Genomic DNA, 21,052 nt, shown 5'->3' with positions numbered 1-21,052 from the left:
CGGGCTAACGGGTGCCGAGGGCGCCCAGTGCGTTCAACAGTATCGAGTAGGTCACGAGCACGAAGCCGCCCGCACCGACGACCGTCAAGACGGTCGCCCACGCCACCTGCAGCCGCCACGCGCGACGCACCTGCGCCCGCAGCGCGGCGAACCGTTCGCGCAGGGCGTCCTTGTCACCGACGGGCTCGGCGTCGGGCTGCCAGGTCGTCGCCAGCTGTGCGGCTGCGCCGATCGCGGTCACCTGCGTCGGCCCGAGCACGACGGTGCGCTCGAGCAGCCACTGCACGAGCGACGCCGTGGAGAGGACCGTCACGTCGCGGTGCTTCTCGGGAACCGTGATGCTCTTGGCGGCGACGACCGCGAGTATGCCCCCGACCTCGACCGGGATGCCCGAGGCGGAACCGAGCAGCCGCTCGACCCGACCCATCTCGTATTCCATGTTGCGGATGTAGGGGTGCCGGACGCCCGACACGAGGAACGCCCGCTGGGACGCCCACACCGCCTGCCCCGGGTGGCTCTTCGTGTTGATGATGAACACGCCGCCCGGCCCGATGACGACGTGGTCGATGTCGGTCGTACCGGAGCCGACGGGCAGGGCGTGCAGCACGACCCAGCCGTCTCCGAGACGCGCGAGGGCGTCGCCGACCTCGATCTCGCTCACCGCGGCGTCGTACCAGGGGCGGGACTCGACGCTGAGCGGGCTGATGCCGAACAGGCTGGCGAGTCGCGAGCGCCCCGGCACCTGGGACTGCACGCGCAGCAGCTCGATGATCGCCGACTGTCCGGGCAGATTGTCGAGCTGAGCGGGATCGCGCGGAGACCCCTCGCCGTCCGTCATGGTGTTCCCTCGCCCGCGCGCCGTGTCTGGAGCGACGCGGATCCCCGTCCCGTCGCTCGACCCGTACTACTCTCGCCTACTTGGTGGTGCTGAGATACCCCCAAATATGAGGTGACGTGTTTGCGACGTACGGGCGAACGCCGGGTTCCGGATTTGTCGGGCGGGAGCGTCAGAGTTAGATGCCGACGGGAAGCGGGCCCGTCGTCACCAGGTGCAGGCGCTGCGTCGGTCGGGTCATCGCAACGTAGAGCGCCGCGGCACCGCGCCCGATCTCGTCGACGATGAGCTGCGGCTCGACCACGATGGCCGCGTCGAACTCGAGACCCTTCGACTCCTGCGGGGTGAGCACCGCCACGGCGCGGTTGAGGCCGGCCGCTCCCCGCCCGACGTCGGAACCGAACGTCTCGGTCAGACGGGCGGTGATGGATTCGACGAGCGATTCGCTGGCGATGACCGCGATCGTGCCGAGCGCGTCGATGGCGCGGTCGCTCTCGACGGCGTCGGCGGTGGCGGCGAGCACGTCGGTCGACTCGACGACGGCGACCGGCCACTCGCTCGACCGCACCGACCGCGACCGGGTGATCGACAGGCCGTGCGCGATCGCCATCGACTCGGCGGTCTCCGCGATCTGCGCGGGCGTGCGGTAGTTGACGGTGAGCTCTTCGAGCCGCCAGCTGTCGGCGAAGAGGGGCTGCAGGGCATCGGCCCAGCTCGACGATGCGGCGGCGGCGCTGGCCTGTGCCACGTCGCCGACGATCGTGAACGACTTCTGCGGGTTGCGACGGATCAGGATCCGCCACTGCATCGGCGACAGTTCTTGCGCCTCGTCGACCACGATGTGCCCGTAGGCCCAGGTGCGGTCGGCGGCGGCGAGATCGGCGGTCGACCCGCGCTCGACCGCGGCCTCGAAGCCGTCTGCGAGCGACTCGGCGTCGACGAGACCCTCGACGCCCATGTTGCGGATCGACTGCTCGGCGTTCTCGATATCACGCTTGCGCTGCTGCTTGCGCTCGCGCTTCTCGGCGTCTCCGCCGCCACCGGCCGATCCCAGCAGTTCGGCCGCCTCGTCGAGCAGCGGCACGTCGCTCACCGTGAACGCGGCGTCGCGGTCGCGGCGCAGCAGGGCACGCTTCTCGGGGGTCCAGTCGGGCGTGAGCGAGGCGAGCCACTGCGGTCGCGCGTAGAGGTCCTGCAGCAGTTTTTGCGGCGTGAGCGGAATCCACGCGGTGTTGAGTGCGACCTTGACGTCGTCGGCGGTGCGGATGTCTTCGCGCAGCCAGGCCTGGTCGCTGTCCTCGATCGTGTTGCCGTGGTCGCGCAGCTGGGCGGCGAGCTGCTTGCTGAGCGCGTTGATGGCGGCCTTGTTGAACGTGGCACGGGCCACGTTGTGCGGCTTGCGGGTCTCCCACGCGCGGTGCATGGCGTTCTGGATGAGCTGCGGCTCGACCACCAGGTATTCGCCGTTGATTTCGACCGTCTGCGGTTCGCGGGGAACGACCTGGCGCGACTTCACGGCACGCGCGAGCAGCGCGGCCATCTCGAGCGAACCCTTCAGCACCGCGACATCCTGATCATCGTCCGTCGCCGTATCGAGTCCCGGATAGAGCTGGCCGACACTCGAGAGCACAACACCGGTCTCGCCGAGCGAAGGCAGCACGGCCTCGATGTACTGCAGGAAGGAGCGGCTGGGTCCGACGATGAGAACGCCGGATGTCGCGAGCCGGTCGCGATACGAATACAACAGGTACGCGGCACGGTGTAGGGCGACGGCGGTCTTGCCGGTTCCCGGACCGCCCTGCACCACGAGCACGCCGCGCAGGTCGGAGCGGATGATGCGGTCCTGCTCGGCCTGGATGGTCGCGACGATGTCGCCCATCCGACCGGTTCGCTGCGCCGTCAGGGTGGCGAGCAGAGCGGCCTCGCCCTGCAGGTTGCTGGTGTCGCCCTCGAGCATCGCGGCATCGAAGATCTCGTCGTCGACGCGGACGACCTCGCGGCCCTTGCTGGTGATGTGCCGGCGGGCGCGGGCGCCGAGCGGCGTGGCGGCGGTGGCTTGGTAGAAGGCGCGGGCCTGGGGCACACGCCAGTCGAGCAGGATCGGCTGCAGGTTCTCGTCGCGCAGCCCGATGCGGCCGATGTAGCGCAGCGTGGGGTCGTCGCCGACGGGCTCGAGCTCGAGCCGGCCGAAGGCGAGACGCTCGTCGATCTCGGTGAGCTGGCTCACGCGGTCCTCGTAGATGCGCGCGAACGCGTCGCGCTCCGAGCGGTTCTGGTGGGTGCCGCCCTGGTTCGTCCTGCGCACCGCCTCGAGCTGTTCCCTGGCGTCGTCGCGCAGTTCGTCGAGCCTCGCATAGAGAGCCGCCACGTACTCGCGCTCGCTGGTCAGATCGGCTGAAGCCACAACACACCCCTCGAAATCAGGGTATCCAGCCTACGTTGTCCGGGTGGCCGGGATGTGCACTCCGCTGTCCGGGCGGGGCACCGGGCGATCCGGGTCCGCTATTGCATTCCGGCGGGCGCAGGAGCACCATTGTGGGCAGATCAACTCGTCGCCCAGTTTGAGCCGCAGGCAACGCCGCGCCACTGGGCGACGAGTTCCTTCTTTCAGCGCAGGGTCGTTTCAGCGCACGGTCTATTCACCGCACGGTGCGGGAACCGACGGGCGCGCGACCGGCGACGGCCGCGTTGAGCGCGGCACGCGTGGCGACGATGGAGGTGAGGAGAGCCGCTTCATCCGCCTCTGCTCCGATGCTCGCGCGACCGGTCACGATCCGCTGCCTCGTGAAAGCGAGCCGGGTGGCGTCCCTGGTGTAGGTGCGCATGATCCGCCCGACGCCGTACCGGTTGGCCCAGGCCTGCGCGCGGCGGCGGCCGGCACCGGTCGCAAGCGCGTTGATCTCGTCGCGGTTGAACCAGCCGACGGCGGCGTACTCGCTGAGCCGGTCGTGGGTGAGGCTCGCCTCCTGGCGGCGCAGGAACAGCACGATAAGCACCCCGAGTGCGAAGAGCGGGAACTGCACGATCGCGTAGTAGCCGTAGAAGTCGCTGACGAAGTAGAGCGAGCCGTTCCAGAACGCGTGCAGCAGGACCGCGGGGACGAGGCCGACGAGGAAGACCCCGACCGCTCCGATCGCGCTGGTGCGGCGGGCGGCGAAACCGAGGGCGATACCGGTGCAGGCGGTGAACATCACGTGCGCGAACGGCGACATGATGCCGCGCGCGATGAAGATCTCGACGAGCCCACCGTCGACGTTGCCCGCCGTGAGCAGCTGCACGCCGAAGTAGAGGATGTTCTCGGTGAAGGCGAACCCTCCCGCGACCCAGGCGGCGTATACGAGGCCGTCGATGGGACCGTCGAAGTGTTTGCGCGCGAACCAGAAGATCAGCAGCAGGCCGAGCCCCTTGGCGCCCTCCTCGACGAGCGGGGCCTCGACGACCGAGGCGAGGAATTCCCGACCGCCCGCGCTTCCGCCGATGGCCGCGAGGATGGCGTCGAGCTGGGCACCGACGATGAGTGCGACGGCTACCGAGGCGGCTGCGCCCCAGAGGAACGCGAAGACGAGGATGCCACGGGGCTCGGGTTCCCAGCGGTCGATCCAGTGCACGCCCAACAGCACGATCGCCAGCGGGACGAGGGCGAGGAAACCGCCGATCGCGAACGCGACCGGCCCGAGTCCGGCGAAGAGGTAGGCGATCACCGCGAGCCCGATCAGCGCGACGATGGCGATGCCGACGACGCCGATCGCGGTGAGACCGCGGCTGCGCTTGACCGGCTGGTCGGGCGCGAGCCCCGACACGACCGACGCGGCCTGCCGCACCTCGACGGGGGCCTGGGCGGGCGGGCTCGCGTCTGTCACGGGCGCAGGATCACTCACGGTCATGCAGCGACCTTACCGGGCGGGCGATTGCCGGCGAGCGCAATGCCCGGGCGGGATCGCTCCGTGTCGGAGCTACGCCGCCGCGGGGAGAAGCACGATCGGGCTCGCCGCGACGCGCTGCACGAGCTCGGTGCGAGCGCGCTCGGCGTCGGCGATCGGGTAGGTGGTGACGGGGATGTGGTCGAAGATCCCGCGCCGCACCTCGTTGAAGACGTCGGCGGCCGCGATCTGCGCGAGACCGTTGGCGTAGCGCCAGCGGCGGGCGGCGGCGAAGTCGTCGGCCGTGATCACGACGTCGGCCCTGTCGCCGGCCCCGACGACTTCGGCGCCCAGGTCGAGAACCCACGCGGCGACGAACGCCGAGGCTCCCGTGGTGTCGTCGTCGATCACGACACGGTTGCCGCGACCCACCGAGTGGAGCTGCTTCACGACCGTGCGCGCGACGAGCCCGAGGGGCAGGTAGGCCGCGGCCGCCTCGAGGGCGACGTCTTTGGGGAAGCCGATGAGCTCGCGCTCGGGCACGACGGTGCTGAGTCCGCCGGTCGCGTACGGGCTGGACTCGCCGACGGGCATGGCCGTGCGGTACGAGACGCGGTCGCCCGCGGCGAAACCTCCGGCGTCGGGCCCGACCGCGGAGACGAGACCCGCGGCCTGGATGCCGAGAGAGCTGAGGCCCAGTGCGCCGATGCGCACCCGCACCTCGCCGGTCTTCGGGCGGGCGAGACCGTCACGCGTGCGGGGACGGGCGGTGGAAACGCGGGGTGTCTTCGCGGGCGTGGAGAACGCGGCCGCGGTGGAACGGGTGTCTGTGGAACGGGTGTCTGCAGGGGTATTACCGACTAGGGTCATATCGACAAAACACCGGGTGCACCCTCGTTATTCCGTGAGAACGCTGTGTTCTTCCTCCACGGAGAACAGCTTGCCCGGATTCAGAATACCGCTCGGGTCGAAGACGCGCTTGATGTCGCGCTGCAGCTCCACCTGGTCGTCGCCGAGCTCGCCACGAAGCCATCTCTTCTTCAAGAGTCCGACGCCGTGTTCGCCGGTCAGCGTGCCACCGAGCCGGAGGGCCGTGAGGAACATCTCGTGCGCGGCCTCCCAGATCACCTCGGGCACACCGTCGCCCGCGGAGTCGTCGAACACGAAGTTCGGGTGCAGGTTGCCGTCGCCGGCGTGGGCGACCGTGGCGATGGTCACACCGAAGCGGTCGGCGATCTCGTCGATCGCGTGGAACATGGCGGGCAGGGCGCTGCGCGGCACACACACGTCCTCGATCAGCACGGTGCCCCGGGACTCCATGGCGGGATGGAACGACCGGCGCAGCGCGAGGAGACGGTTCGCCTCGGCGGTGTCGGTGGTGATGGTCGCGTCTCCCCCGAGGGAACGGATGACGTCGAGGGCGCCCTTGGCTTCTGTCGCGGCCCCCTCGCCGTCGGTCTGCACGAGCAGGAAAGACTCGGCGCGCGCGTCGACCCCAAGGTATTCGGCGATCCACCGCATCGCGCGCGGGTCGAGCAGTTCCATGATCGCCGGGCGCAGTCCCGATGCCGTGATGACCGAGGCCGCCCGCGCCGCCTCCTCTACGGTGGCGAAGTAGGCGCCGATCGTGGTCGGCACACCGGTGGGCAGTCGCCGCAGCTTCACCGTCGCCTCGACGATGACACCGAGGGTGCCCTCCGATCCGATCAGCAGGCCGACGAGGTCGAGTCCCGTCACCCCCTTCACGGTGCGGTGCCCGAGCGACATGAGCCGGCCGTCGGCCAGCACGATCTTGAGTCCGAGCACCGCCTCGCGCGTCACCCCGTACTTCGCGCAGAGCAGTCCGCCCGCGTTCGTGGCGATGTTGCCGCCCACCGTCGAGATAGCGCGGCTCGCGGGATCGGGCGCGAACCAGAGTCCCTTCGGCTCGAGTGCCGCGTTGAGCTGCGCGTTGATGATGCCGGGCTCCACCACCGCGAGTTCGTCGTCCTCGGAGATCTCGAGGATCCGGGTCATCCGCAGCGTGGACAACACGATCTCGCCCTGGCTCGCGATGGCCGCCCCGGCCAGGCCCGTGCCCGCACCCCGTACTACGACGGGTGTGCCGGTGGCGGTCGCGATCCGCATGGTGGCCTGCACCTGCTCGATGCTCTCGGCGTTCACGATGGCGAGCGGCGCGGACTCGGAGCGGTGGCCCGACTTGTCGAGCCGGCAGGCGTCGAGTTCGACGGGGTCCACGGAGACGGCGCTGCCGAGTTCGGCCTGGAGGAGGGCGACGATGTGGTTCACAGGTCCAGCCTAAGCCGCGGCTGCCGCGCGCGAGCCGTGTCCGAAACCCGCTAGTGGTCGGGGGTGAAGGGTGCGACCCTAGGAACATGAACACCCCGACCGTGCACACCTCGACCGTGCACACCGCGACACACGACCCCCGCTTCGCCGAGCGGTACCGTGCGATGTCGTCGCGGGACTCCCGTTTCGACGGCCAGTTCATCACCGGTGTCCATTCCACCGGCATCTACTGCCGCCCGAGCTGTCCCGCGATGACGCCGCACGCGAAGAATGTGTCGTTCTACCGCACGGCGGCGGCCGCGCACGAGGCGGGACTCCGCGCCTGCAAACGCTGCCTGCCCGACGCCGTGCCCGGCTCCCCCGACTGGAACACCAACGACGATCTCGCCTCCCGCGCCATGCGCCTCATCGCCGACGGCGTCGTCGAGCGTGACGGCGTGACCGGACTCGCCGCCCGCCTCGGCTACACCACGCGTCACCTCACCCGCGTGCTCGTCGCGGAGCTCGGGGCCGGCCCGCTCGCGCTCGCCCGCGCCAATCGCGCGCAGAACGCGCGCACGCTGCTGCTGTCGACGGAGCTCTCCATTGCCGATGTCGCATTCGCGGCGGGGTTCTCCAGCATCCGGCAGTTCAACGACACCATCGCGGCCGTCTACGAGAGCACGCCGTCCGCGCTGAGGCGGGCCAAGCGCCTGCCCGCCGCCGCGACGGACGGCGCCTCGATCAGCCTGCGACTGCCCGCGCGCGCCCCGTTCGACGGCGAGGGGCTCCTCGGGTTCCTCGGCGATCACGCCGTCGCCGGGCTCGAGACCGTCGACGGCGGCACGTTCGAGCGTCGCGTGCGCCTGCCGCACGGCCTCGCGACGGTGCGACTCTCGCTCGACGGACCGGCCGCGGTGCGGTGCGAGGCGAAACTCGACAGTCTCGCGGATGTCTCGACCCTCGTCACCCGGGTGCGCCGCCTCTTCGACCTCGACGCCGACTCGGTGGCGATAGACGCGGCGTTGTCGACGGACGACACGCTCGCTCCGCTCGTCGCCGCGCTTCCCGGGCTGCGCCTGCCCGGCAGCCTCGACGCGGAGGAGACCCTTTTCCGCACGCTCGTCGGCCAGCAGATCTCGGTCGCCGCGGCCCGCACCGTGCTCGCCAGGCTCACCACCGAACTCGGCACAGACGGCCTCTTCCCCACCGCCGCGCAGATGGCCGGAAGCGAGGGCGTCATCCGCGGTCCCGCCGCACGGGTGCGCACCATCATGGGCGTCGCCGAGGCTGCGGCAAACGGCGGACTCGCTCTCGACCTGGGCACGCCCGTCGGCGAGTTCACCGAGCGGCTGGTCGCGCTCCCCGGGGTCGGACCGTGGACGGCCGGCTACCTCGCGATGCGCGTGCTCGGCAACCCCGACGTGCTGCTGGCGAGCGACCTCGTCGTGCTGCAGACGGCGGGCAGCCTGGGCCTCGCGAGCACCCGGAAGGCGCTCGCGAACCACGGCGAGCGCTGGGCGCCGTGGCGCAGCTATGCGACCCTGCACCTGTGGCGGGCGCGGGTTACGGCGCGCGACGCGCGGGCCCGTACGATCGTGGGATGAACGAGCACCATCCCGCAGCAGAGATCGGCAGCACGCCGCCCGGCGACGAGACCGAGACCGACCGCCTCGAGCGCAACTGGGCGGAACTCCTGCAGGAGCTGCGCGTCACCCAGACCGGCACTCAGATCCTGACGGGCTTTTTGCTCACCCTCGCCTTCCAGCCGAGATTCGCCGACCTCGACCAGTTCCAGGTCGACGTCTATCTCGTGCTCGTCGTGCTCGCGGCGCTCACGACCGCGCTGGGGCTCGCTCCCGTGAGCCTCCACCGCTACCTCTTCCGCGAGGGGGCGAAGGCGCAGATCGTGCGCATCACCAACGTCATCCTCAAGGCGACGCTCGTCGGCGTCGCGCTCGTGCTCACCGGCACGATCATGCTCATCTTCGACGTCGTCGTCGGCAACACGGCCGGCTTCATCGCCGGCGGCGCGACGCTCGTGGTTATCCTCGGCATCTGGATCCTGCTCCCCGTGCTCGTGCACCCCGACCGGCGTCCGTGAACACGGCGCAGACCAGCCGCGGCATCCCCCGCGCATCGTGGCGGTACGCGGTGCGCCGCGCCCGGCACGGATTCGTGCGGCACCGGGGTATCGACTCGGCCGCGGCCCTGACCTTCTTCGCCGCCCTCGCCCTCTTCCCGGGCGCGCTCGTCGTGGTCTCGAGCTTCGCCATCGTGCGCGACCGCGACCACGCGGTCGAGAGCATCCTCGCCGTCGTCGGCGAATTCGTGCAGAAGTCGACGGTGGAGGCGCTCGAGGATCCGCTGCGGTCGTTCCTCACGATCGACAACCCCGGCATCGCACTCGCCATCGGCATCTGGCTGCTGCTCTGGACCCTGTCGGCCTACGCGACGGCGTTCGGCCGCACGATCAACACCACCTACGAGGTGCTCGAGGGCCGCCGGCTCTGGAAGTTCCGCGGCCTCATGATGCTCGTGACGCTCGTGCTGATGCTGGCGTTCGGCGCGATCCTGCTCATCCTGGTCACGACCCCGCGGGTCGCCGCCTCGATCGCCGAGACCGTCGGCCTGGCCGAACCGTGGGTCACGGCGTGGAACATCGGCAAGTGGCCGGTGCTCGCCGGGCTCGCCGTCACCGTCGCCGCAGTCCTCTACTACTACACGCCGAACGTGCGGCACCTACGCGTTCGCTGGGTGTCGTGGGGCGCGGTGTTCGCTATCGTCACCTGGGCGCTCGCCACCGCGGGCTTCGCGGTCTACGTCGCGACCGTCGGCCAGTACGACCGCGTCTACGGCTGGATCGGCGGCGGCATCGTGCTGCTGCTCTGGCTCTACCTCACCAACCTCGTGCTCGTGCTCGGCGCCGAGTTCGACGCCGAGGTCGTGCGGCTGCGCCAACTCGGCGCGGGCGTGGCCGCCGAGGAGACCGTTCAGCTTCCCCTGCGCGACACCACACGCAACCTCGTGCTCGCCCGGCAACGGGCGGACGACGTGCGCGACGGCAAGGCGATCCGCGATGCGGCCGTGCTGAACGGTGCGACGGGGGAACGAGCGACCGACTAGCTGGCCGCCTTCTTCGCCGGTGCCTTCTTCGCCGCCGGCGCCTTCTTCTTGGCGGCTCCTCGGCTGGATTCGACGCTGCGCCGCAGGGCCTCCATCAGGTCGAGCACCTCGCCGCCGTCGTCCTCGGGGCGCTCGCCGAAGGTCTCCTCGGTGCTCACCGTGTCGCCCTTCTCGAGCTTCGCGTCGATCAGCTGACGCAGTTCGATCTGGTAGTCGTCGCTGAACTTGCCGGGGGTGAAGTCCGACTCGAACGACTCGACCAGGGCGTGCGACATCTCCAACTCCTTGGCCGACAGCCGCACCCGCTCGTCTAGCGCGGGGAACTTGGCTTCGCGCACCTCGTCGTCCCAGAGCAGCGACTGCAGCATCAGCACGTCGCCGCGTACCCGCAGCGCGCCCAGCCTGGTCTTCTGCCGCAGCGCGAAGTGCACGATCGCGGTGCGCTCGGTCTCCTCGAGCGTACGGCGCAGCAGCGCATAGGCCTTGTTCGACTTCGAGTCGGGCTCGAGGAAGTAGCTGCGGTCGAACATGATCGGGTCGATCTGCTCGTTGGGCACGAATTCGACCACGTCGATCTCCCGGCTACGCTCCTGCGGCAGCGAGTGCAGGTCGTCGTCGGTGAGCACCACAGTACGCTCGCCGTCGTCGTAGGCCTTGTCGATGTGGTCGAAGTCGATGACCTTGCCGCAGATCTCGCACCGTCGCTGGTAGCGGATGCGCCCGCCGTCCTTGTCGTGCACCTGGTGCAGCGAGATGTCGTGGTCTTCCGTGGCGCTGTAGACCTTCACGGGCACGTTGACGAGCCCGAACGTGATCGCGCCCTTCCAGATGGCTCTCATAAGGCAAGTGAACACACCCCCGCGCGCCGGGGCAATGCCTTCCGCGTCGGGCGGGCCCCCGCCACGATGGTGGTATGGCAGCCAGCACCGCAGAAGACCAGGTCGTCTCCGTCGACGGCCACCGCGTCAAACTCACCAATCTCGACAAAGTGCTCTACCCCTCGACCGGAACGACCAAGCGCGACGTCATCGACTACTACGCCCGCATTGCCGAGTTCCTCATCCCCCACGCGGCCAACCGTCCCGCGACGCGCAAACGCTGGGTGCACGGGGTGGGGACCGCGGATGATCCGGGGCAGGTGTTCTTCCAGAAGAACCTCGACGACTCCACCCCCAGCTGGGTGAAGCGCCGCGCTATCGCCCACAAGGAGCACACCAACGAGTACCCGTTGGTCAACGACCTCGCGACTCTCACCTGGCTCGCGCAGATCGCGGCCCTCGAGATCCACGTCCCGCAGTGGCAGTTCGGCCGCACCGGGACACAGAAGAACCCCGACCGCCTCGTGCTCGACCTCGACCCCGGTCCCGGCGTCGGCCTCGCCGAGTGCGCCGAGGTCGCCCGCTTCGCCCGCGAGATCCTCGCCGGCATGGGCCTCGACCCGTTGCCCGTGACGAGCGGCAGCAAGGGCATCCATCTCTACGCGGCGCTCGACGGCAAGCAGACGAGCGACGAGGTCGCAACGGTCGCCCACGAACTCGCCAGGGTGCTGGAAGCCGACCATCCGGATCTCGTCGTCAGCGACATGAAAAAGTCGTTGCGCGACGGCCGCGTGCTCGTCGACTGGAGCCAGAACAACGGCAACAAGACCACGATCGTGCCCTATTCGCTGCGTGGCCGCGAACGGCCGACCGTGGCGGCGCCGCGCACCTGGCGGGAACTCGCGGGCAAGAACTTCGCGCAGCTCGAGTACACCGAGGTGCTCGCGCGGGTGGCGAAGAACGGCGACCCGCTCGAGGGACTGACGGCCGGTCACCTGGCGTCCCTCGAGCCGACCCCGGAGCGCATGGCGGGATTCGTGGCGGCCGGGGCAGCGTCGACGGGCACAGACCGGCTCGAGAAGTACCGCAGCATGCGCGACGGGTCGAAGACGCCCGAGCCCGTGCCCGCCGAGGCGGCCGAGCCCTCCGACGGCTTCTCGTTCGTCATCCAGGAGCACCACGCCAGGCGGCTGCACTACGACTTCCGCCTCGAACACGACGGTGTGCTCGTCAGCTGGGCGCTGCCGAAGGGCGTGCCGACCGACTCGAAGACGAACCACCTCGCGGTGCAGACCGAGGACCACCCGCTCGAGTACGGCAGCTTCGAGGGCCGCATCCCCACGGGCGAGTACGGCGCGGGCGAGGTCACCATCTGGGACGCCGGAACCTACGAGCTCGAGAAATGGCGCGACGGCGAAGAGGTGATCGCGGTGCTGCACGGCGAGAAGCACGGCACGCACCGCTACGCCCTGATCCACTCCGGCGGGGAGGGCCGCGCCGAGAACAACTGGCTGATCCACCTGATGAAGGAACAGCCCGCAGACCCGCCGAAGGACGCGGCCCCGGATGACACGGCGCCCGCCGCGCGCGGGAAGGCCGACCGCGCGGCACCCGCGCGGTCGGGATCGAAGCCGCCCTCGCCGATGCTCGCCACCCTGGGCAGCACCACAGAGGCGGCCTTCGACGACGAGAGCGACTGGGCGTTCGAGATGAAGTGGGACGGGGTGCGCGCGATCGCCGAGGTGCGTGCCGGCGAGCTGAGGCTGTTCAGCCGCAACGGCGTCGACATCTCGGTGAGCTATCCCGAGCTGGGCGCGCTCGTGGAGGCGGTCGACGGTGATGCGGTGCTCGACGGCGAGATCGTGGCACTCGACAAACGCGGACGCCCCGACTTCTCACTGCTGCAGGGCCGCATGCACCTGCGCAAGCAGGCCGACGTCGACAAGGCGGCCAAGAGCATCCCGGCCACGTTCATGGTCTTCGACATCCTCGAGCGCGACGGCACCGGACTGATGCGCCGCGAATACGTGGACAGGCGGGCGGTGCTCGAGGAGACGGTGCACCCCGACGCTGTGATCCAGGTGCCGCCGGTGTTCGACGGCGATCTCGCCGCCGCGATGGAGAGCAGCGGCTCGCTCGGGCTCGAGGGTGTGATGGCGAAGAAGCTCGACGGCCGCTACTCGCCCGGCGTGCGTTCCCGCACCTGGTTGAAGCTCAAGCACCACCGGGCGCAGGAGGTCGTGATCGTCGGCTGGCGTCCCGGCCACGGGTCGCGGGCCCGGCGCGTGGGATCGCTGCTCATGGGCGTGCCGGAGGGTGACGGCATCCGCTACGTGGGGCGCGTCGGCACCGGCTTCGACGACCGCGCGCTCGACGAGATGATGCCGCGGCTCAAGAAACTCGCGCGCAAGACGAGCGCCGTGGTCGACGTGCCCACCGCCGACGCTCGCGACGCCGTGTGGGTGAGCCCGAAGCTCGTCGGCGAGGTGGAATTCGCCGAGTGGACCCCCACCAGACGGCTGCGGCAGCCGAGCTGGCGCGGCTGGCGCCCCGACAAAGAGGTCGCCGACGTGAAAGTGGAGGGTTGATCACGGTCGCGATGGCCGATGACGGTGTTGCTGGTTAGGGTGGAGGCATGAAGCGCAAACTCCTCCTCCTGACCGGCCTCGGCATCGGCTACGTCCTCGGCGCGCGCGCCGGCCGTGAGAAGTACGACAGGATCAAGGCCACCGCCGCGCACTACTGGCAAGACCCGCGCGTCGCCAAGGTGCGCGACGACGTCGAGATCTACGCGCGCACCCAGGCGCCCATCATCCGCGACCGCGCCGAAACCGTGGCCAAAGACGTCGCGACGAAGACCGCCGCGACGGCGAAGGACATCGCCGACAAGACCTCCGCCACCGCGAAAGACGTCGCGAACAAGACCTCCGCCACCGCGAAAGACGTCGCGAACAAGACCTCCACCACCGCGAAAGACGTCGCGAACAAGACCTCCGCTACCGCGAAGGACGTCGCGAACAAGACCTCCGCCACCGCGAAAGACGTGGCAGACCGCGTCAGCGGCGCCGCCGACGACGTGAAGGACCAGGTCGCGAAGACGGCCGCCGACCTCAAAGACCGCGGCGAAGAGGCCGTCGAGCGCGCGACCCTCTCGGTGGGCGAAGCCCGCGACCGCGCCCTCGAACTCGACGACGACGAAGACGACGACGAGCTCGAGGGCCCGGCTTCTGCGAATCAGGGCTCGGCCCCCAAGGTCTAGGGCTCGGTGAACTAGGGCTCAGTCGGGGCGACCGTCTCGGTGGCGCGGGGCTCGTGGGTCCGCGCCGCCTGCGCCTCGAGCGAGGCGACGTCGATCGTGGTTATCGCCGAGGTCGTCGGCACCATTCCGCTGAGTCGCTCGGGCGACAGCACACGCTGCACGTCCGACTTCGTCATCAGCCCCGCCGCGACGACGAGGTCGGCGATCGAGGCATTGGTCGTCAGCGCGGTGTGGGCCAGGTTCGCGGATGCCGCGTACCCGATGAACGGCGTGAGCGCCGTGACGACGCCCACCGACGACTCCACCTGCTGCGCGAGCTTGCCGATGTTCGGCGTGATGCCGTCGATGCAGTTCACTCGCAGCGTGTAGCAGGCCTTCGTCATCCAGGCGAGCGACTGCAGGATCGAGTGGGCGATCACCGGTTCGAAGGCGTTGAGCTGCAGTTGCCCCGCCTCGGCAGCGGCCGTCACCGTGGCATCCGCACCGATCACGCTGAAGGCGACCTGGTTGACGACCTCGGGGATCACCGGGTTCACCTTGCCCGGCATGATCGACGACCCCGCCTGACGCGGCGGCAGGTTGATCTCGCCGATGCCGGCCTGCGGGCCGGAGCTGAGCAGGCGCAGGTCGTTGCAGATTTTGGAGAGCTTCACGGCGGCGCGCTTGAGGGTTCCGCTCACCGTCATAAAGATGCCCGCGTCGCTCGTGGCCTCGATGAGGTCGGGGGCGGTCTCCATCGGGATTCCCGTGACTCCGATGAGCTGCTCGCGCACGGCGTCGGCGTAGCGGGAGTCGGCGGTGATACCGGTGCCGATCGCCGTGGCACCCATGTTGATCTCGTTGAGCCACTTGATGGTCTCGCCGAGCCGGTCGTAGTCCTCGGCCAGGGTGTGGGCGAAGCCGCGGAACTCCTGGCCCAGCGTCATCGGCACCGCGTCCTGCAGCTGCGTGCGTCCCACCTTGAGGATCTCGTTGAACTCCGCACCCTTACGGGTGAACGACGCGGTGAGCAGGCGGTGCTCGGCGAGCAGGCGCTGGATACCGAAGACCATCGCGAGCTTGATCGCCGTCGGGTAGACGTCGTTCGTGCTCTGGCTGCGGTTCACGTCGTCGATCGGGTGCAGGCGGGCGTAGTCGCCACGCTCGTAGCCCATGATCTCGAGGCCGCGGTTGGCGATCACCTCGTTGGTATTCATGTTGGTGCTGGTTCCCGCGCCGCCCTGGATGACTCCAACGCAGAACTCACGGTGCAGCGCTCCCCCGACGATCTCCTCGCAGACCCGGTCGATCACGTCGGCTTTCTCCTTCGACAGAACGCCGATCTGCGCGTTGGCGCGCGCCGCCGCCTGCTTCACCCGGGCAAGGGCGCGGATGAGGTCGGGATAGTTCGCGATCGCGCGCCTGGTGATCGGGAAGTTCTCGAGCGCCCTCGCTGTGTGGATGCCCCAGTAGGCCTGCGCGGGGATCTCCAGCGAGCCTAGGGAATCGGTTTCCGTACGGGTGGGGGAATTTTGGGTGGTCACGATCAATCTCCTTCGACTGTCATAGCAGCCTAGCTACCGGTGGGAACGGCGGGTGACCCACACGTGAACGGACGGGTTCGTGCCCCGCCTTAACCGCGATCCCCGTCTTTGTGCGGTTTACACCCCCCGGCTTTGGGGGTGGGTACACAACGTGAGAAATGATGCGCTTGCGGTTGGCGCCTCCCTATACTCATCAACAAGTCGGAAGAGTAGCTTCCGAAAAGGGGAACAACAACGTGGCTCAAGACGATCCGTTCGGCGCGCCTGCTGGCTGGTATCCAGACCCGCTGGGTCTTCCGCAACTGCGTTGGTGGAACAACCATGCGTGGACCGAGCAGACGTCCGCCGCCCGCCAGCCCATCGTTATGCAGGACACGAAGTTCGCCTGGGCCGACGACGAGCTCCCCACCCGCCGCGAAGAACGCGAGCGCGAACGCCTGCGCGAAGAACGCCGCCGGAACACCCCGGCCGAACCGACCGCCGCCACCCTCCGCGAACTCGCACCTCCCCGCGCGTTCACCAAGGTCGACGACTTCCCCACGCCCCCGGTCGACCCCTACGGCGGCACCGGCGTTCAGAGCGAGTCCCCCCTCCCGTCGTTCGACTCGCTGTTCGACGGCGCGTCGACAACCCGCCCCTTCGCCACGGGAACCTCGACGTCGGACCCGCTCGACGACCCCTTCGGAATTCGCAGCGGTGGCGAACCGCAGTACGAGACGCGCCGGTCGACGGCGCGGGCGGGCTACCCCGGCAACGCGCGGACGGGCGCCGCGGCATCCGGCAACACCCCCCTCGTCAGCACCGCTCCCGCCTGGATCATCGCGATGATCCCGCTGTTCCAGCTGGTGCTCAGCCTGCTGCTGCTGACGGCACTCGGCATGGGGAGCAACGCCACCCTCTTCATCGGCATCCTCACGGTGCCCTACCTGATCGTCATCGCGCTCGCCTACGCGGACTTCCGCATGCTGAAGAAGCAGGGCGTCGAACGCCCGGCGCACTGGACCTGGTCGTTCCTCACCGCGCCGGTCTACCTGCTGGCCCGCGCCCGCTCCGTGATCCGCGAGTCGGGGCACGGCACAGGCCCGGTCCTCGTCTGGTTCGGTCTCGGGGCGCTACACCTCGCCTCCGTCATCGCCATCCCCGGCCTGCTCATCGCGATTCTCCCCGCCATGTTCACCTCGCAACTCGAGGCCTCCGTGGAGGGCGACGCCCTTCTCATCAGCGGAGCCTCCATGAGCGTCTCCTGCCCGGCGACTCCCCCCGTGATCTTCGGCGAGCAGACCGTGTGCACCGCGATCAGCTCAAGCGGTAACAGTTCCGAGGTCGCGGTGCGCCTCGAGCGCGCCAACGGCTGGATCGAATGGCAGGTGCTCGACTGGGGCGTCTGGGACATGGAAAAGTAGAGAGATCCACAGGAGCTACGACCGGATCGACGGCGCGACGCGGCTGAGCACCCGCACTGGTCTTCGTGCTGCTCACCGCGGCCGCGACCGCGCTCGTCGCCTTCTCGGGGCTTCCGGTCGGAACCTTCGTCGTCGTGTGACCGACGGACCGCCGGCTTCTAGTCGTCGAGCGCGTCGTGCAGCAGGCTCATCAGCGCCTGCAGCTGGATGTTCGACTCGGCCGTGATCTCCTCGTCGGAACCGTCGAGCGCACGCGCTGCCAGTCCGGCCTTCGAGTCGATCAGCTCGGCGATGCGCGCGTCGATCGTGTGCGCGGCGATGATGCGCCAGGCGGTCACGGGCAGGGCCTGACCGATGCGGTGCACGCGGTCGATGGCCTGGGTCTGCTCGGCGCTCGTCCAGCTGAGCTCGGCGAGCACGACGTTCGACGCCGCCTGCAGGTTGAGTCCGACGCCGGCCGCGGTGAGCGAGGCGACGACGACGGAGACGTCGGGGTCGTTCGAGAACGCGTCGATCGCGGCCTGGCGCGCCTTGGGCGACTGGTCTCCGCGGATGGAGACGCTCGTGAGACCCACCTTCGCAAAGTGTGCCTCCGCGGCATCCATCACATCGATGTGTTTCGCGAAGAACACCACCTTGCCCACGTTGCGGGCCAGCTGTGCCGTGTAGTCGGCGGCGAGACCCGCCTTGGCCTGGCCGATCTTGCGCACCATGGTGAACACGTTGTCGCCGGTCTTCGCGCCCTTCGACTCCTCGAGTTCGGCGTGCGCGACGACGCGGACGAGGTCGTCGACCTCGGCATCGGGTTTGAGGGCGCGCACGCGGCGGTAGGTGGTCAGGAGGCGCGCGGTGAGCGCGGCCTCGGCGGCACGGATGGTGCGTCCGAGGTCGTCGTCGAGTTCGACCGGGATGTCGGCGACGCGACGCGCGGGGATGTCGGCCGCGACATCCACCTTCTTGCGACGCACGATTCCCATGTCGATGACGGCCTGCCGTGCCTCGGGGAAGAAGCCGAAGTCGGCCGGGGTGAGCCCGGTGTCTTCGAGCTTGTCCATGAGCGGCGAGAGCGGCTTCTTGTCGTCGATCCAGCCGAGGAACTGCCAGATGGCGCGGAAGTCGTCGATGTCGTTGATGAGCGGCGTACCGGTGAGCGCCATCATGAGCGCGCGGGGCTGCGCGGCCCGGATGCTGCGGCTGAGCGCGAGCACGTTCTTGCTGCGCTCGCTCTTGAGGTTCTTGATGAAGTGCGCCTCGTCGACGACCATGCCCTTGAAGCCGAAGCGGCTGAGCCAGCCGACGTGGCGGTCGAGCACCTCGTAGTTCACGATGACGACGTCGCTGAAGGCGTCGACGTCTTTGCCGTCGCCGTGCACGACCGTGGCGGTGCGCGACGGGGTCCAGAGTTCGACCTCGCGGGCCCAGTTGGTCTTGACGACGTTCGGGACGACGACGAGGAGGGGGTAGGAGCCTGAGACGGATGCGGCCAGCAGGGCCTGTGCCGTCTTTCCGAGACCGGGCTCGTCGGCGAGCAGGAAGGTGCGATGGCCGTGCTTGACCTCTTCGACGAAACGGGCCTGGTGGCGCATCAACTCGATGCCGCCGGGGGTTGTGAGACCCTGGGCCTCGGGAAGCTGCATGCTGGCCGCTCCCCCGCCCGCGCCGTATTCGAAGGCGCGGAAGAGCGGCTCGATGAGCTCCCAGTTAGCGAGGCGGTTCACCTGCACGGGCTTGGGCTGCAGAGCGCTGAAGTCGGGCGCGAGGAACGGGTTCGACATCTGCATCTGGCGCACGGACTGCGGGACCACCTGCTTCTCGACGGTCTTGTCGACCGGCTTCGGCTCGGTGGTGATAATGAGTTCGTCGGGGCTGAGCTCGACACCCGCGGCGAGCAGCAGGTCGCGACGCAGCGCCTTCGCGGCGGCGGTGACCGGGGCGTCCTCGGCGAGCATGGCGATGAGGCTGGTGTCGCGCGCGGCGGTCTTGGCCAGGATGCCGGCCAGACCGTCGAGACGCTTCTGCTCGTTCGAGCGTTCGGCCTCGGTGAGGGCCGGGTCTTTCTTGACGCGGGCTCGTTCCTCGCGCAGCAGCAGTGCCGCGACCTGGAACCTCGCGCGGTTGGCCGGCTTGAGCGGCCCCTTCTGCACGGCGGTCTCGACCTCGCGAGCGGCGCGCGCGAGCACGGGGATCACGCCGGCGTCGTCGCCGCCGCGCGCCCGGCGCTGCTGGGTGGAACGCCTCGCGGACGACGAGCCGGATGATCCGCCGGTGCTGCTTTGGCGCCGTTGGCGCTGGCCCTGTTCGGCCATTGTTCTCCTCGTGCTGTTTCTCCAGGCACCACGGGCTACCGCCGGTAGTGCTGGGAAAGGTCGCTGCTCTGGACGTGGTGCAAAGGCAGTCACCCCGGATGACCGACGGGTGACGGCGCCCGTTCGAGTGATCCAGACCCGGTCGCGATGCGACCGGTGGGTTCGAGGTGCGTTGCAGCTATTCTAGACGATCCGCGCGGGAGTGCCGGTAATCAGCGCCGATTGCGGTCTTCGGGGTTGCGGATCTTGATCAGGATGCCCGCGGCGATGAAGACGAGGGCGGCGACGTATTCCACGGTGAGCCAGGTGTTGTCGTCGAGTTCGACCGGGAAGACCGGGTTCCAGAGCAGCGCGATCGGCCCGAGCCCGATGATCCACCACCACATCCTGGCCTGCCAGGCGAAGACGCTCACGATCAGGGCCAGGGCGCAGACCGCGAAACGAATGATGGTGAACGCGTCGGAGCCGATGAGCGCGATGCCGGCCAGCAGCACGAGGGCGCCGAGGATGCCGGGTGCGAGCGCCGTGCGACGGAACTGGGGAGTGGGGTACGAGGCGCTCATTTCGCTCAAGCTTAGCCGCCGCGATCTCGGCCGTAATTACGCGACTCGCAAGCCGCAGTTCACCTGCTGTCCAGCATTTGTCTGGTGGAATGGAACGCATGAGCCTCCGAACGGCAGAGTATCCTCGGCCGGACCACTTCATTCTCCACCTCAGCGACACGCACTTCGTGGGCGAAGGGCAGCTCTACGGATCCGTCGAGAGTGAGCGCAATCTGGCGCAGCTCTTCGACGAGGTAGAGGCGTCAGGGGGTCGACCCGAAGCCATCGTCATCACGGGCGACCTCGCCGACAAGGGCGAACCGGCCGCGTACGAGCAGCTGCGCGCGATCGTCGAACCGGCGGCCGGACGGCTCGGCGCCCAGGTGGTGTGGGTGATGGGCAACCACGACGACCGCGGGGCCTTCCGCGACGGGCTGCTCGACCAGGGCCACCTCGGGATCGAGCAGAAGTCGGCACCGGTCGACCGCGTCTACGACGTAAACGGCCTGCGCATCATCTCGCTCGACTCCACCGTGCCCGGCCATCACTACGGCGAGATCACCGGCGCCCAGCTCGACTGGCTCGCCGAGGAACTCAGCGTACCCTCCCGCGACGGCACGATCCTCGCCCTGCACCACCCGCCGATCCCGAGCGTGCTCGACCTCGCCGTTCTCGTGGAACTGCGCGACCAGCCCGGGCTCGCCGAGGTGCTGCGCGGCTCGGACGTGCGCAGCATCATCGCCGGCCACCTGCACTACTCGTCGACGGCCTCGTTCGCCGGGATCCCCGTCTCGGTCGCCTCGGCCACCTGCTACACGCAGGACCTGAACGTGCCCGTCGGCGGCACGCGCGCCCGCAACGGAGCGCAGGCGTTCAACCTGATCCACGTGTTCCAGGACACCGTGCTGCACTCGGTCGTACCGATCGGGTCGTACGCGCCCGTGAGCTACGTGACCGCGGAGGAGACGGCCGCGATCCTGCGCCGCGAGGGCGTGCGCATCGCGCCCGCCGCCTCGAGCGGTGTGGACGAGGAGACCGTTCTCACCGTGCCGGCCGACATCATCAGCGCCGTGCGGCTCGAAAAGGCCGCGCTGATCAAGTAGCGGGTCAGC

Annotated in this window: 16 protein-coding genes; 7 read left to right on the top strand and 9 right to left on the bottom strand. The window is 69.2% G+C overall.

Annotation, left to right across the window (positions count from 1 at the left end; genetic code table 11):
- Positions 1–4: 4 nt before the first annotated feature.
- The 5 genes from IEV96_RS02185 to IEV96_RS02165 all read right to left on the bottom strand — a co-directional run bounded on the left by IEV96_RS02185 (position 5) and on the right by IEV96_RS02165 (position 6,984).
- Entirely contained in the window at positions 5–838 is an 834-nt protein-coding gene (locus IEV96_RS02185; protein ID WP_188509071.1) for a nuclease-related domain-containing protein, read from the bottom strand.
- A gap of 175 nt (positions 839–1,013) precedes the next feature.
- Positions 1,014–3,239: a HelD family protein gene (locus IEV96_RS02180; RefSeq protein ID WP_188509070.1), complete on the bottom strand. Its 2,226-nt coding sequence runs from the start codon at positions 3,237–3,239 to the stop codon at positions 1,014–1,016.
- 235 nt (positions 3,240–3,474) lie between these two features.
- Positions 3,475–4,719: a PrsW family intramembrane metalloprotease gene (locus tag IEV96_RS02175; protein WP_188509069.1), complete on the bottom strand. Its 1,245-nt coding sequence runs from the start codon at positions 4,717–4,719 to the stop codon at positions 3,475–3,477.
- Positions 4,720–4,788: 69 nt separating this feature from the next.
- Positions 4,789–5,565, bottom strand: a complete 777-nt coding sequence (locus IEV96_RS02170) for an MDR/zinc-dependent alcohol dehydrogenase-like family protein (RefSeq protein ID WP_188509068.1) — start codon at positions 5,563–5,565, stop codon at positions 4,789–4,791.
- A 27-nt stretch (positions 5,566–5,592) separates the two neighbouring features.
- Positions 5,593–6,984, bottom strand: a complete 1,392-nt coding sequence (locus tag IEV96_RS02165; RefSeq protein ID WP_188509067.1) for an FAD-binding oxidoreductase — start codon at positions 6,982–6,984, stop codon at positions 5,593–5,595.
- A gap of 86 nt (positions 6,985–7,070) precedes the next feature.
- On the opposite strand from IEV96_RS02165, the gene IEV96_RS02160 reads away from it, so the two are divergent.
- The 3 genes from IEV96_RS02160 to IEV96_RS02150 are packed head-to-tail and all read left to right on the top strand — an operon-like array spanning position 7,071 to position 10,089.
- Entirely contained in the window at positions 7,071–8,570 is a 1,500-nt protein-coding gene (locus IEV96_RS02160) for a DNA-3-methyladenine glycosylase 2 family protein (protein ID WP_188509066.1), read from the top strand.
- Complete coding sequence (locus tag IEV96_RS02155; protein WP_188509065.1) at positions 8,567–9,067, top strand: DUF6328 family protein; 501 nt, start codon at positions 8,567–8,569, stop codon at positions 9,065–9,067. Before IEV96_RS02160 ends, IEV96_RS02155 begins: the two co-directional genes overlap by 4 nt.
- Positions 9,064–10,089 carry a YihY/virulence factor BrkB family protein gene (locus IEV96_RS02150; protein WP_188509064.1) on the top strand — a complete coding sequence of 342 codons (1,026 nt, stop codon included), beginning with the start codon at positions 9,064–9,066 and terminating at the stop codon, positions 10,087–10,089. The genes IEV96_RS02155 and IEV96_RS02150 overlap by 4 nt, the downstream gene beginning before the upstream one ends.
- Here IEV96_RS02150 and ku read toward each other — a convergent pair.
- Positions 10,086–10,928, bottom strand: a complete 843-nt coding sequence (gene ku / locus IEV96_RS02145) for a non-homologous end joining protein Ku (protein WP_188509063.1) — start codon at positions 10,926–10,928, stop codon at positions 10,086–10,088. The two genes, IEV96_RS02150 and ku, sit on opposite strands and share 4 nt — an antisense overlap.
- A 74-nt stretch (positions 10,929–11,002) precedes the next feature.
- Here ku and IEV96_RS02140 point away from each other — a divergent pair, with 74 nt between their 5' ends.
- Together IEV96_RS02140 and IEV96_RS02135 are read left to right on the top strand one after the other, a co-directional pair.
- On the top strand, positions 11,003–13,495 hold the full coding sequence (locus tag IEV96_RS02140; RefSeq protein WP_188509062.1) for an ATP-dependent DNA ligase: 2,493 nt from the start codon (positions 11,003–11,005) through the stop codon (positions 13,493–13,495).
- Positions 13,496–13,542: 47 nt separating this feature from the next.
- Positions 13,543–14,166 carry a protoporphyrinogen oxidase gene (locus IEV96_RS02135; protein WP_188509061.1) on the top strand — a complete coding sequence of 208 codons (624 nt, stop codon included), beginning with the start codon at positions 13,543–13,545 and terminating at the stop codon, positions 14,164–14,166.
- Positions 14,167–14,177: 11 nt separating this feature from the next.
- Here IEV96_RS02135 and IEV96_RS02130 read toward each other — a convergent pair whose 3' ends face one another.
- Entirely contained in the window at positions 14,178–15,692 is a 1,515-nt protein-coding gene (locus IEV96_RS02130) for an aspartate ammonia-lyase (RefSeq protein ID WP_188511084.1), read from the bottom strand.
- Positions 15,693–15,925: 233 nt separating this feature from the next.
- On the opposite strand from IEV96_RS02130, the gene IEV96_RS02125 reads away from it, so the two are divergent.
- Positions 15,926–17,092, top strand: coding sequence for a DUF2510 domain-containing protein (locus IEV96_RS02125; protein WP_229732956.1), 1,167 nt, complete (start codon positions 15,926–15,928; stop codon positions 17,090–17,092).
- 158 nt (positions 17,093–17,250) lie between these two features.
- Here the strand turns inward: IEV96_RS02125 and IEV96_RS02120 are convergent, their stop codons facing one another.
- Positions 17,251–19,398, bottom strand: coding sequence for a DEAD/DEAH box helicase (locus IEV96_RS02120; RefSeq protein WP_188509060.1), 2,148 nt, complete (start codon positions 19,396–19,398; stop codon positions 17,251–17,253).
- 212 nt (positions 19,399–19,610) lie between these two features.
- Positions 19,611–19,961: a DUF6804 family protein gene (locus IEV96_RS02115; protein WP_188509059.1), complete on the bottom strand. Its 351-nt coding sequence runs from the start codon at positions 19,959–19,961 to the stop codon at positions 19,611–19,613.
- A 98-nt stretch (positions 19,962–20,059) separates the two neighbouring features.
- On the opposite strand from IEV96_RS02115, the gene IEV96_RS02110 reads away from it, so the two are divergent.
- Positions 20,060–21,043 carry a phosphodiesterase gene (locus IEV96_RS02110; protein ID WP_308419457.1) on the top strand — a complete coding sequence of 328 codons (984 nt, stop codon included), beginning with the start codon at positions 20,060–20,062 and terminating at the stop codon, positions 21,041–21,043.
- The last annotated feature ends 9 nt before the right edge of the window (positions 21,044–21,052 follow it).

This window comes from Conyzicola nivalis (genome assembly GCF_014639655.1).
GTDB lineage: Bacteria > Actinomycetota > Actinomycetes > Actinomycetales > Microbacteriaceae > Conyzicola > Conyzicola nivalis.
The sequence above is the reverse complement of the archived record's forward strand: the minus strand, read 5'-3'. Positions and strand labels throughout refer to the sequence as shown.

What these genes read in the sequence shown, in the direction of transcription:
- IEV96_RS02185 (WP_188509071.1), bottom strand. Translation starts at nt 838, where the DNA reads ATGACGGACGGCGAGGGGTCTCCGCGCGATCCCGCTCAGCTCGACAAT.
- IEV96_RS02175 (WP_188509069.1), bottom strand. Translation starts at nt 4,719, where the DNA reads ATGACCGTGAGTGATCCTGCGCCCGTGACAGACGCGAGCCCGCCCGCC.
- IEV96_RS02170 (WP_188509068.1), bottom strand. Translation starts at nt 5,565, where the DNA reads ATGACCCTAGTCGGTAATACCCCTGCAGACACCCGTTCCACAGACACC.
- IEV96_RS02160 (WP_188509066.1), top strand. Translation starts at nt 7,071, where the DNA reads ATGAACACCCCGACCGTGCACACCTCGACCGTGCACACCGCGACACAC.
- IEV96_RS02155 (WP_188509065.1), top strand. Translation starts at nt 8,567, where the DNA reads ATGAACGAGCACCATCCCGCAGCAGAGATCGGCAGCACGCCGCCCGGC.
- ku (WP_188509063.1), bottom strand. Translation starts at nt 10,928, where the DNA reads ATGAGAGCCATCTGGAAGGGCGCGATCACGTTCGGGCTCGTCAACGTG.
- IEV96_RS02140 (WP_188509062.1), top strand. Translation starts at nt 11,003, where the DNA reads ATGGCAGCCAGCACCGCAGAAGACCAGGTCGTCTCCGTCGACGGCCAC.
- IEV96_RS02135 (WP_188509061.1), top strand. Translation starts at nt 13,543, where the DNA reads ATGAAGCGCAAACTCCTCCTCCTGACCGGCCTCGGCATCGGCTACGTC.
- IEV96_RS02120 (WP_188509060.1), bottom strand. Translation starts at nt 19,398, where the DNA reads ATGGCCGAACAGGGCCAGCGCCAACGGCGCCAAAGCAGCACCGGCGGA.
- IEV96_RS02115 (WP_188509059.1), bottom strand. Translation starts at nt 19,961, where the DNA reads ATGAGCGCCTCGTACCCCACTCCCCAGTTCCGTCGCACGGCGCTCGCA.
- IEV96_RS02110 (WP_308419457.1), top strand. Translation starts at nt 20,060, where the DNA reads ATGAGCCTCCGAACGGCAGAGTATCCTCGGCCGGACCACTTCATTCTC.